This window comes from Leuconostoc sp. BM2 (genome assembly GCF_002095565.1).
Lineage (GTDB): Bacteria > Bacillota > Bacilli > Lactobacillales > Lactobacillaceae > Leuconostoc > Leuconostoc falkenbergense.
Window position 1 is genome coordinate 26,281 of sequence record NZ_MOWQ01000001.1, and the last position, 12,073, is coordinate 38,353.

13 protein-coding genes, 1 tRNA gene and 1 pseudogene are annotated in these 12,073 nt (G+C 39.1%); 3 read left to right on the forward strand and 12 right to left on the reverse strand.

Annotated elements, in window-relative coordinates; all coding sequences use genetic code 11:
• Positions 1-28 precede the first annotated feature (28 nt).
• Positions 29-101 (forward strand) — tRNA-Arg (locus BMG01_RS00120).
• Between the two features lie 5 nt (positions 102-106).
• Here the strand turns inward: BMG01_RS00120 and BMG01_RS00125 are convergent.
• From BMG01_RS00125 to BMG01_RS00135, 3 genes and pseudogenes are all read right to left on the reverse strand, one after another.
• Positions 107-721, reverse strand: a complete 615-nt coding sequence (locus BMG01_RS00125) for an ECF transporter S component (RefSeq protein ID WP_004914894.1) — start codon at positions 719-721, stop codon at positions 107-109.
• A gap of 139 nt (positions 722-860) precedes the next feature.
• Positions 861-1,520 (reverse strand): annotated as a pseudogene (locus tag BMG01_RS00130) (ABC transporter ATP-binding protein).
• Positions 1,521-1,552: 32 nt separating this feature from the next.
• Positions 1,553-3,016 carry an ABC transporter permease gene (locus BMG01_RS00135; protein ID WP_004914886.1) on the reverse strand — a complete coding sequence of 488 codons (1,464 nt, stop codon included), beginning with the start codon at positions 3,014-3,016 and terminating at the stop codon, positions 1,553-1,555.
• Positions 3,017-3,183: 167 nt separating this feature from the next.
• Here BMG01_RS00135 and mscL point away from each other — a divergent pair, with 167 nt between their 5' ends.
• Entirely contained in the window at positions 3,184-3,564 is a 381-nt protein-coding gene (gene mscL, locus BMG01_RS00140; RefSeq protein ID WP_004914883.1) for a large conductance mechanosensitive channel protein MscL, read from the forward strand.
• 77 nt (positions 3,565-3,641) lie between these two features.
• Here mscL and BMG01_RS00145 read toward each other — a convergent pair whose 3' ends face one another.
• From BMG01_RS00145 to murI, 9 genes are all read right to left on the reverse strand, one after another.
• On the reverse strand, positions 3,642-4,274 hold the full coding sequence (locus BMG01_RS00145; protein ID WP_004914881.1) for a deoxynucleoside kinase: 633 nt from the start codon (positions 4,272-4,274) through the stop codon (positions 3,642-3,644).
• A gap of 95 nt (positions 4,275-4,369) precedes the next feature.
• Positions 4,370-4,960, reverse strand: coding sequence for a Holliday junction branch migration protein RuvA (gene ruvA, locus BMG01_RS00150; protein WP_004914880.1), 591 nt, complete (start codon positions 4,958-4,960; stop codon positions 4,370-4,372).
• Positions 4,961-5,097: 137 nt separating this feature from the next.
• Entirely contained in the window at positions 5,098-6,009 is a 912-nt protein-coding gene (locus BMG01_RS00155; RefSeq protein WP_004914878.1) for an alpha/beta hydrolase, read from the reverse strand.
• Positions 6,010-6,024: 15 nt separating this feature from the next.
• Positions 6,025-7,086, reverse strand: a complete 1,062-nt coding sequence (gene queA, locus BMG01_RS00160; RefSeq protein WP_004914876.1) for a tRNA preQ1(34) S-adenosylmethionine ribosyltransferase-isomerase QueA — start codon at positions 7,084-7,086, stop codon at positions 6,025-6,027.
• Between the two features lie 2 nt (positions 7,087-7,088).
• Positions 7,089-7,949 (reverse strand): metallophosphoesterase, encoded by an 861-nt coding sequence (locus tag BMG01_RS00165; RefSeq protein WP_036067712.1) that lies wholly within the window; start codon positions 7,947-7,949, stop codon positions 7,089-7,091.
• Positions 7,946-9,004 carry a Holliday junction branch migration DNA helicase RuvB gene (gene ruvB, locus BMG01_RS00170; RefSeq protein WP_004914871.1) on the reverse strand — a complete coding sequence of 353 codons (1,059 nt, stop codon included), beginning with the start codon at positions 9,002-9,004 and terminating at the stop codon, positions 7,946-7,948. Before ruvB ends, BMG01_RS00165 begins: the two co-directional genes overlap by 4 nt.
• A 98-nt stretch (positions 9,005-9,102) precedes the next feature.
• Positions 9,103-9,639, reverse strand: a complete 537-nt coding sequence (locus tag BMG01_RS00175; protein WP_036067714.1) for a YfcE family phosphodiesterase — start codon at positions 9,637-9,639, stop codon at positions 9,103-9,105.
• A 29-nt stretch (positions 9,640-9,668) separates the two neighbouring features.
• Entirely contained in the window at positions 9,669-10,271 is a 603-nt protein-coding gene (locus tag BMG01_RS00180) for an XTP/dITP diphosphatase (protein ID WP_004913335.1), read from the reverse strand.
• Positions 10,268-11,107, reverse strand: a complete 840-nt coding sequence (gene murI, locus BMG01_RS00185; RefSeq protein ID WP_004913333.1) for a glutamate racemase — start codon at positions 11,105-11,107, stop codon at positions 10,268-10,270. The genes BMG01_RS00180 and murI overlap by 4 nt, the downstream gene beginning before the upstream one ends.
• A gap of 86 nt (positions 11,108-11,193) precedes the next feature.
• Here murI and BMG01_RS00190 point away from each other — a divergent pair, with 86 nt between their 5' ends.
• Positions 11,194-11,895 (forward strand): YslB family protein, encoded by a 702-nt coding sequence (locus tag BMG01_RS00190; RefSeq protein WP_004913330.1) that lies wholly within the window; start codon positions 11,194-11,196, stop codon positions 11,893-11,895.
• The last annotated feature ends 178 nt before the right edge of the window (positions 11,896-12,073 follow it).

A 12,073-nucleotide genomic window follows, 5' to 3' on the forward strand; every position in this document is an offset into this window, starting at 1 on the left:
CCTAAAATCGGTATAATTTATGAGTACCGCGTCCATAGTTTAACGGGATAAAACGGGGACCTCCTAAGTCTTTGCTCCCAGTTCGAGTCTGGGTGGACGCATTTAATTACCCTTTAATGTCAGCTTTTTCTGCAATGAGTAACAAAACACCAGCAACAAGGCCGACTTCAATAAAACCAACTATCATTTCAAAAATTGCATTAAATGAGACAATACCGACTAACCAAGGCAAGATACCATGTGTCGGAATACCAGTAAAATTGGTATGCATGACGGTGAACCCAAAAGCTGTCAACAATACGACACCCGTTGTGTTAACTATCGCAGCAACCGAGCCTAGCAAGCCTAATCCCAAAACCTTCGTACCTGCTTGACGATTGCGGAATAAGGTGTTGAATAGATAGCCAACTAACAAACCAACCAAGACTCTTGGTACAATCGCTGTCAACGGGTTTTGAAACATCAATGAACCAATCGTACCAGGATGTGTTAACGCGTTTATAAATGATAATACACCCCAAAAACCGCCAATAAATGCACCATACTTGGGCCCTAATATAATCGCCGCGATAGCGACTGTAAACTGAATAATTGTCGCAGAGGCGCCAACAACAAATGCGCCAAGTGGTAGCATTCCTAACCATGGTACAATCATTTGAATTAGCACAATAGCCATAAAAAAGGTCGTTACAACCAAATATTTTGTCTTTTTGGTACCCATGTTATTCTCCTAAATGGTTTATGCCATATACTATACATTTAAAAGATAGGGTTGTCAATTAAAAATGCCTGTTTGAAAACTCAAAACAGACATTTTTTATAAGCTTATTGTAATAAAGGCGATACGTATGATAGTAGATTCAAACAACTGTAAACTGACGATTTTTGAGACTGATTTGAATATCAGCAGCTTTGGCAACGTTTGGTTCGTGAGTAACAATTATGACTGTTTTCCCAACTTCGTGAGCCAGTTCTTGAAATATACTAATCACCTCTTGTGTATTTTCTTCATCTAAATTACCAGTGGGCTCATCAGCAATAACAATTTTGGCGTCCACTGCCAACGCTCTGGCAATAGCGACACGTTGTTGCTGACCACCAGATAATTGTTGTACATTTTTGTCAGCCAGTGAGCTGTCAATGCCAAGTTTATTAAGCGTGCTGTATATATAATCTTTATCCCCAGTATGCTTGGATTTTGTCATTGATAAAGCCGAAGCAACGTTTTGAGCGGCAGTCATATAATTTAGAAGATTGTAAGCCTGAAATATAATGGCTACTTTTTGGTTCCGATATTTGGTTAAGCCATAAGATTAGATATCCTGATCATCTAGTGTAATTGTTCCCTCGGATGGCGTATCCAAACCTGCCAAAAAGCTTAACAACGTTGTTTTACCAGAGCCTGATTGACCAACAATACTATAAAGTGTGCGGGGCTCAAATGTCATATTAACATTTTCATATAAAGGGCGTTCCTGCGCGTTATATTGATGTGTCAAATTTTTGATTGCTAATGTCATTGACTAACTCCTTTTGTTTTTTCACGTGGTCCTTATTCATTTGACAAAATCTTTTTGGGCTTCAAGCGGAAGATTGGTGTTGACCCTGCAACAACTGCGATAGCGATAATACCTAATCCTAGTCCACCTAATTCAGCCATCGCCGAACCACTTAGCTTCGTCTTTAAGGTTTGTACTTGGCTACCTGTTGCTGACATTGTGTTGCGATTCGTTTGACCAGTTGTTGGTGCACCAGATCCGCCGCCATTTCCACCACCAAATCCTGCACCGGCTGTGGTAGTCTGTGTAGCAGTTGTTTGCTGTGAAACAAGTTGTTTACCAACAGCATTACCAACAAAATTACCAGCAACACCTGCAATGACTAGTGAAACAACTAATATAGCAAATAATTCAGAGAACAATTGCAGTACAATTTTAACTTTGCTTTCACCTAATGACATTAATACACCAATTTCATGACGACGTTCACGAATCATCAATACAGTGATCAAGGCAAGAATAATTGTGCCAGCAATACCAACAACCCAAACAATTTTATTGGCAAAACTTTGAACGTTTTTCATTGGTTTCATCAGCAAAGCATATGTTTCAGAACTTGAGGTTAAACTGAAACTACTTGATACTAATTTTTTAGCAGCTTTTGTAAAGGCAGCTTCTTTAGAAGAGTCCGTCAGTGTGTAAACAACACTTGTAACTGTGGTACTGTCACCATTTACCGTACCAGCGAATGTATAACTACTGAAAATAGTATTGGCTGGATCAGATTGTTGGCCTGGACCACCTTGTGACGAACTGCCAGAAGTTGTCTTGGCTTTGTAGATACCGACAATCTTCATTTCGTATGTCTTAGAAGTCGTGGCAGTTGTTTTGACTTTAATGGTATCACCAACTTTTAGCTTATTGCTTGTTGCTAATTCACTTTCAATTACCACATTATTCGTATTTTTATCTGCTGATGTTATGCCCCTACCAGAAGTAATCGTATAGGCTTTTGACTTGAAATTAGTTTCGGCAGCTGTTGTGGATACACCACTAATGGTAATATCACCTTGGGTGGATGTATCACCTGATGGCCCGCCTTGAGCACCTCCACTTTTTGATGTTGTTGTAATCGCTGTGAAACCACTCGCATTCACAGAAGCACTGTTACTAAACTGATATCCTGCCACATTACTTAGCGCAGCTATTTTTTCAGCTGTGGTTATACTAACCCCAGGCAAGGAAATAGTTGGTCGCGTCGTCGAGGAACTGCTGCTTGACGATGATGCACTTTCCTGACTTTTTCGCATTGCCGCAAAGGCTTTTTCACGATTAGCGCTTAAAGTAACAGTTGTTCCTGCAGCATTTTTAGCACTATTAGTTGCTTGAATCGCCGCATTTTGGATAATTATACCCGCTAAAACAAAGATCATAATCGCACTCATCACCAAGGTAATGAGTGCAGTTCGACCAATTTTTTGCCGTAAATACAAACCAGCTCGTTTGATAAAATCCATGATAACACTCCTTAAACTTACTTAATGATGACAATATATCAACCAAAAGTTAAACTTATATCAATTAAATGAAAATTAAATGAACAAAACTGTTAATATGTTGGTAAATCAACGATTATCCTGTATGATGGAGTTATATTAGATTAGTAAGATTAGAGGATATTTTTATGTTATCAGAGTTTAAAGCATTTATTATGCGCGGAAACGTGCTTGATTTAGCAGTCGGTGTTATCATCGGTGGTGCATTCACTGGTTTGGTTAAGTCATTGACAACTAACTTGATTGGACCAATCATCGCTTTTGCAACTGGTGGTCATTCAGATTTGGATAAGTTACAATTAGTCATTAGCAAAACGTTAACTTTCAAGTATGGCGCTTTCTTAAACGATTTAATTAACTTCTTGATCACAGCATTTGTTGTCTTCATACTAGTCAAGGTAATTAACCGTGTCTTCAAGGCTAATAAAGAAGAAGCTGTTAAAGTTAATCCTGAACTGGAAGTTTTGACAGAAATTCGTAATTTATTGGAAACAGAGAAAAAAGCTTAATATGTACTTTTAACCTACCATGTTCATTGTGGTAGGTTTTTTTGTTCGAAAAAAAACACCACGATGTGGTGTCAATGTTAACGAATTGCTTTTAGAGCGTCATCAATTTGGTTCAGAATCACTTGTTGATTGTCTTTTTGCTCTAAATCGTATGTTTGTAAATCAATTTTGAGTTTTGGCGAAGCATCATAATCATCAAACCAATCGCGGTAAGCTGACCACATCTTGAAATAGTAATCACGCAATCCCTGATTGTTTTCAAATTGTTCATAGTTGCGACCGCGCTTTTTGATGCGATACAAAATCGTTTCAAAATCAGTCTCCGCATACACCATCAAATCAGGTGCTTTTTTAGGCATTTTTTGCAGTTCAGCCATCATATTATCAAGTAAGCTTGTATAGACATCCATTTCAGCATCTGAAATATTGCCATCTTTATGATTTTCCTCAGTGAACAAAGCGTCTTCATAGATAGAACGATCCAACACATTGTTATCATCAGCAAACGCTTGTTTAATCATGTCAAAACGACGATTCAAAAAATAAATTTGAAGCAAGAAGCCGTATTGCTTTGGATCTGAATAGTAAAGGGGTAGCACAGGATTATCACCTACTGGTTCATAAAATGCTTGTGTACCCATATGCTCTGCAATTAAGCCTGTTAATGTCGTTTTCCCAACGCCGATCATGCCCGCAGTAATAATCACCATGACGACCTCCAATAATTTATTAGCTTACTTATCATACAAAAAAAACGCCTAAATAACAAGGTCAATTCTTGGACGTATTGGCAGTAAAAACCGAACTATTTCACCAACATCTTCAAACCAGAACGAATATAACCATCCGTGGAATCACTTGTTTGACTTAATTGCTCACCTACCACTTTAACATCTTTTTTAGTGTAGCCAAGTGCCAAGAGTGCTTCCAGTGCATCATCAAGTGCACGAGAATCACTTGACGCTGTGGATGATGTTGCCACGCCATTTTCAACCGCTAGATCATCTAATTTACCTTTTAAATCCAATACAATTTGTTGTGCAGTTTTTTTACCAACACCTGGAAACTGTGTTAAATATGCGCTGTCATCATTTGCAACCGCATTGACTAATCCAGTAGCATCAGCGCTGGCCAAAATAGCTAAGGCGCTTTTAGGCCCAATACCAGAAACATTTAAAAGCTTGTTAAACAATGCCTTTTCATTCGCATCAATAAATCCAAACAAACTGATGTCATTTTCTCTGACAATTTGTTGCACATAAACATGTGATTCAACATTTTCCTCAAAACGGTAGGGGTTCGCCGTATAAAGACGATATCCAACGCCACTCCGTGAGGCAATCACGATATAGGCTGGTGTAATATTAGTAATTAATCCGTTAATATATTCGTACATATTCACATTCTCTTTCACTATTAGTGTCATTTTATCAGAAGATTAAGCCATCTGTTTTTCCATATTTTTTCTTGACATCGGCTATTAAATCAGCTTGCTTGAACTACTACCCAAACAAAAGCGTTTAATAACGCGACTTATACGTGTTGATTCAAAAAAGTAGCAACTCGTTCAATATATTCTTTTGGATATTCCTCAAAAGCAGCAACATGACCTGCGCCCTTTGGCAACCATACAACGTGCTCTCCCTGATGTTGCCCGATCAATTCGTAAACCATTTTTGTCGGCACAAAATCATCAGCCAAGCCATGAATAAACAATGTAGGCAATTGACTTTTTGCAATTAAAGGACGAGCGTCTGCCTGAGAGTATTGAAAACCAGCCCGCCAACCAGACATCCAATTTAACACATTTAAAACAGGAAAAGCCGGCAAATGAAACATATGTCCCGCCTGATATTTTAGTTCATCATAGGCACTTGTATATGCCGAATCAGATATTACGGCTTTTACATTATTTGGTAGCTTTTCACCACTGACTGACAGAACCGTTGTGCCTCCCATGGACATCCCCATCAAAACAATTTTCTGACGTTGATCCTTCTGACAGACCATATCAATCCACTGCAGATAGTCAAATCGATCCAAATAACCAAACCCAATAAATTTACCGCCTGATTCGCCATGCGCCCGATTATCTGGAATTAAAACGTTAAACCCTAAATTGTAAAACAAGTCACCAAAAGTTGCCATTCTAGCTTTTGTTATACGCCAGCCATGACTCAAAATAACGGTCTTTTCACTGTGCTGATTAGCGACATACCAAGCTTTCAATGTCAAGCCATCAAACGTAGTTAACGTCCAAGTCTCTCGTGGTAATCGATTAAATCTTTCTTGATTAGCAAATAAGACATTATCCGGATACACATCATCTGGAACAACAGTTTTTTCACTAGCCACTGTGGCCATTCTAAAAAGTTGATTCGTGCCAAGAATAGCACCACCCCAAGCCAAACTTGCGGCTAAAAGTGTTGTTGTTCTTTTTTTCATTCATTTATACCTCTATTATTTGTGAATGAACATGGCATCTCCAAAACTGAAGAAGCGATATTTATCTTCAACAGCATGTGCATAAGCATTCAAAATGTTATCACGGCCAGTAAAAGCAGCCACCAGCATGACAAGCGTTGATTTAGGTAAATGGAAATTGGTTATGAATGCATCCACAACAGTCCAATGATAACCGGGCTTAATGAAAATATCAGTCCAACCAGAATCAGCTTTTAATTCACCGTCAAATTTTGACCCAATTGTTTCTAACGTCCTGATTGACGTCGTACCAGTAGCAATAATACGTCCGCCATTAGCACGCACTTCATTCAATTGATCCGCTGCCTCTTGACTTAATTGATAAAACTCACTGTGCATCTTGTGATCGTCAATATTTTCTTCATCAACTGGTCTAAATGTTCCCAACCCAACGTGAAGTGTTAGCTCAACTGTTTTAACACCCTTAGCTCGAACCTTGTCTAATAATTCAGGCGTCCAATGCAACCCTGCGGTTGGCGCGGCAGCGGAACCATCTACTTTTGAATAAACAGTTTGATAACGCTCTTGGTCAGCTAACTTTTCTTTAATATAAGGTGGCAATGGCATTTCACCTAACTGCTCCAATAATTCCATGAAAATCCCATCATAATGGAATTCAATATAGCGACCACCATGCTCCAATTCGCCAACAACCGTAGCTGTCATAATCGGATTGTCTAAGTCATCCCCAAACACAATTGTCGAGCCAATTGGTGATTTTTTTGCCGGTTTGACCAATGTTTCCCAAACGTCACCATGATCTTGTCGCAACAATAGGACTTCGGCATGACCACCTGTCTCTGGTCGAGCCCCATGTAAACGTGCTGGCAAAACGCGTGAATTATTCATCACAATTGCATCTCCGGCGTTGACATAGTCCAAAATATTATAAAAATGCTTATCCTCATATTGACCTGTCTCTGCGTTAAGGACCAACAAGCGTGAGGCATCCCGCTGCTTTAAAGGCGTTTGTGCAATCAATTCTTCTGGTAAATCATAATCAAAATCTGATAAAGTATAGTGTTTCTCTGTTGTCATTATTAGTTTCCTTTTCCGCCGCTGTTACCAGCCAATCCTGTTGCTTTTTCAAATTCATATCCTGTCTGTGAGACAGCTGCTTTTTCGTCAACTGACAGCTGTTTGTTCACGTTAGGAATGTCAAATCGGTCTAACACGTCTGCATAAGTTAAATGATTCTTGTTGAGATATTCAACCAATAAGGCGAGTTCATGCCGTTGTATGGGTGTCGGTTTATTGATGGTAATGACTTCATCAAATGCCCGCTCGACTTGTCGGTCAAATCGCTTATTTTCCGGCTCAATCACATATGATTGTTCAATCATTTCTAACCGCTTTTTTAATTCCGGCCATAACTTATCAAATGACAATGGTTGACCAAAAGGATATTGTTGCATCAAAACAGAGTCAAGCGATAAATTGACCATACTAGGGCTTTCGTACTCTGCTTCGTGAATGTGACCGTGCACCGACAAAATTGGATATGGCAAATCAATTGCGTAATGGCTTAACCAAACCTGAATGCCATTTATTTTAATAGTCTTTGCCGTATCTACCACCTCAATGAGTTTTGTTTCAGGTGCCTTCAAGGCAGCTTTTAGTTGGTCAGAATGATCATGATTGCCTTTGAAAAAAACTTTTTCCCCTTTTAGGCGAGCCAATTGTGCTACAAAATCTTGCTTCTTACGAAACATACCCAAATCACCTAAAAAATACACAACATCATCATCGTTTACCGTAGCGTTCCATTGGTTTTCAAGATACTCATCCATATTCGTAACTGTGGGATCAATACCTAAATTACGCAATGCATCTGCTCTTGATTTATCAAAATATAAAATTTTCTCATGATTAAAATGTGTATCAGAAATGATAAAGTTCATGTTAGTTCCTCTTGATAAGGTATGCCAAGGTGCTCATAAGCTGCTTGCGTCACCACACGCCCACGCGGGGTGCGTTGCAAAAAGCCAATCTGCAACAAATAAGGTTCAACCATGGACTCTAATGTTTCAGCTTCTTCACCAATATTAGCCGCAATTGTATTTAAGCCAACTGGCCCACCATGATAATAAGCAATCATCGTTTCCAAAAATTTATGATCTGTTTCGTCTAAGCCACGATTATCAACACGTAATTTATCCAATCCAACACTAACAATTTCTTTATCGATTGCTTGTTTCCCTTGTACTTGTGCAAAATCCCTTACCCGTTTTAATAAGCGATTGGCAATTCGCGGTGTACCGCGTGACCGTAGAGCAACTTCATAAGCACCTTCTGGCTTAACAGGTGCATTCAAAATATCAGCTGTACGGACCACAATATGTTGCAACTCTTCTGGTGTATAAAACTGAAGCGCGTTAATGATACCAAATCGATCCCGCAGTGGCTTCGATAACATACCAGGTCGGGTTGTCGCACCGATTAGCGTGAAAGGTGGCAAAGGAAAATGGACTGCACGGGCAGTCGGCCCTTGCCCAACCATAATATCAACAAAATAGTCTTCCATCGCTGAATACATCATTTCTTCAATGTTGGTTGGCATCCGATGAATTTCATCGATAAACAAAATATCACCTGGCTCAAGTTCGTTTAGCAATGCCACTAAATCACCTGGTTTCTCAATAGCAGGACCTGATGTCGTCTTGATATGGACCCCCATTTCATTAGCAATAATCATCGCTAACGTAGTTTTGCCTAATCCTGGTGGGCCAAATAACAGTACATGATCCAGCGCCTCTTCTCGTTGCTTGGCAGCAGCAATATAAACAGCCAGCTCTTCTTTGAGTGGTGTCTGTCCAATATACTCACGTAAATGTTGTGGCCGTAATGATAATTCATCGCGCTGCTCTGCCGCGTTGGCTTCCGCATCACGTAATAGTTCATCAACCTCAGTATCTTCTTCGTACCATTGATTAAATTGTGGTCCTTTTTCTATCATATCAATTATTATACACGTTTATGACAACGTAAAAAAGCCATTCTATCGACGATAAAATGGCTTTTTAAAAAGAATGGATAATCCACAACACGTTACTATTACCGTGCAACAATCACTGTCAAATCAGACAAATCCTCATGTCGACGATTATAAAACTTCACTGTATATTGTTTGTCACTAACTGTCAAAATAGCATACGTACCACCCAAGTTAGCGTGTAATCCTTTGGGAATAGTGGTAGAGCCAGGATTAATAAATAGCTTACCTTGATAGGTAACAGCGCCTTCTTTATGCGTATGTCCAAAAAGCACCACTTGCGCGTGCGCCTTATCTGCTGCCTGATTCATTTGTTGTAAATTAGCCCAACCTAATAAAGAAGTAGCATCATACAGGTGACCATGTGTTTGGAAAAAGGTAATGCCATCAATCGTTGTTGAACGTGCATCAACGAAATCGGGATCCCCATCCATATTGCCAATCACGGTAGAAACGCCTTCAAACACTTTATCATCAGCAGATAATTCCGAATCACCATTATAAAAAATACCATCAACTTGAGATTGCCAATGTTCTAAAATATCCAAAAAAATGCTACGATCACCATGAATGTCTGATACGATTAAAAATTGACTCATAATTATGACTTACCCTTTCATTGCTAAACTTAATTTTCAGCCAACCATTGTGGTAATTGCTTGCCAAGTGACTGTAACGCAAGGCCGCGATGACTAACAGCATTTTTTTCTGAAGCCGTTAATTCAGCAAAAGTTCGGTTGAACTGTGGCACCCAAAAAATGGGATCATAGCCAAATCCATTATCACCATGTCGTTGCGTTGTAATCACACCGTCAATGATACCAGAGGTGACCAGCCGTTGCCCGTTAGGCGATAACAATACAATCACACTGTGAAAATGTGCCGCGCGGTTGGTAGTATCACCCATCTTGGAGAAAACTTTTTCGATATTTGCGTCATCATCATGATCGCCTGCATATCTAGCAGAATAAACACCCGGTTCACCATTTAATGCATCAATCGTCAAACCTGAATCATCAGCTAAAATGTAGTCATTAGGCGCGATTTTTGCGATTGTGGTAACTTTTTTTGTGGCATTTTCTTCAAATGTTTGACCATCCTCAATGATTTCTGGTACTTTATCTAATTCACGCAACGGTACGACTTTCAAATCAACATTGATATCACGTAATATTGATTCTAGTTCTTGCATTTTGTGTTCATTATTACTGGCAATGATCAGTCTTTTCATACGCTTTCGTCCTCTAAATGATTATTGGTTATAACTAGATGACGAACATCCAGTGGCTGTGCTCGTGACAACCAGTTCGTCGCAATTTTTTCGAACAGTACTTTATCACCCGTTGTATGATAAATATCATGATCATGTCCATGAACAACATCTGAATGCAGGTTGTGGGTGTCAAGATATTGGTTAACAACTGTCACTGTTTCAGCACCAGCATCAATTAGCTTGACTTGACTTCCCACGGCTGATTGTATAAACGGTGCTAAAAGCGGAAAGTGTGTGCACCCTAGAATAAGCGTATCAACTGTGTTATCAGTGAAATGACTTAAGTGATTTGCCACTAATTCTTTGGCGTGTTCAGACTGATAGTCATCGTTTTCAACCAAAGTGACAAAATCAGGCTCCGGCTGGGCTTGTATGACAACGTTTGGTGCCAATTTAGCCATTTCTTTTTCATAAATACCACTCGTTACCGTACCTTGCGTGGCAATTAAACCAATATGATTACTTTTAGTCATACGAACAGCTGCTTCAGCACCAGATTGAATCACACCAATGACAGGAATTGATAACTCGGCTTGCAGCAATGGTAATGCCCGGGCTGTTGCTGTATTACAAGCAATCACAAGTAACTTAATATGTTTTGTTTCAATCAAAAAATTGGCCATCTGAAAAGTATAATCAATCACTTCTTGAGCTGGCCGTGGGCCATACGGCATACGTGCTGTATCGCCAATATACATAAATTGTTCGTTGGGTAGTTGTTCTTGGGCGGCTTTAACAACAGTTAAACCACCAATTCCAGAATCAAGGAACCCAATTGGATTATTTTTATTCATATTATTAATTATGAACGGCTTAATTAAAAATGCAAGCATTTCACAGTCATAATTGTGTATAATGAAATGAAAGGATTACCGCACTTATGGACATCAACGATTACGATAAAATTTTACAAACAAATTTTCAAGTTAATAGCTTCGCGCTTAGTCTTTTGCGGGATGGTTTACTCGTTAATTTATTACAAGAAGACTATCCTCACATTCTGTACTGGGCTGGAAAAGAAATTGCACGCCAATTTCCAACTGACACTTTAACTTCTGTCAAAGAATTTTTTGCTGATGCAGCTTTCGGCGATCTCGAGATCAAGTCTCAAGATAGTAAAAATCAACGTTGGGAATTGACCGGCGATTTAGTCAAACAACGTCTTAGTTTGAATAAAAACGCTGATTTTAGCCTAGAAGCAGGTTTTTTGGCACAACAGCTTGAGGTTCAAACGGGTGCTATCGCTGAGGCAAACTTTAAATATCTCAAAAAAAATGAAGGCGTGTCATTTGAAGTTGTAACAGACTTAACCGAAACAGTTAACGTAGAAGATATTAAGCAACGTGTTGCCGCTCGTGAAACTTTCTTAAAGAAAACTCATGATACAACCGAAAATGCAACTATGGTTGAGGTTCGCAATGATGATGATATCTCCCGCGAACAATCTATTACCGATTCTCTCTTAGCTTTTAATTTCGATGACACATTGATGCCGACCGAAGAACACTCAAGTCTAAGCGCTTTGTCTGGTGAAGAAATTGATCCATTCAATGTGCCCTCTCAACCAAATCAAAATAAATAAGCCACTAATTTTTTGACAATAAAGAAAGTTTTCCATTTTCTTCTCACATGTCTAAATTAGCGGCTTTTATTATGATATTTTTTTGTAATAAAAAATCCCTTGACCTAAGAGGGGGATGGTCAAGGGGATTGATAGCCGAAGCTATCGGTGTTCAATCAGTAATTGGGGGAACTGATTG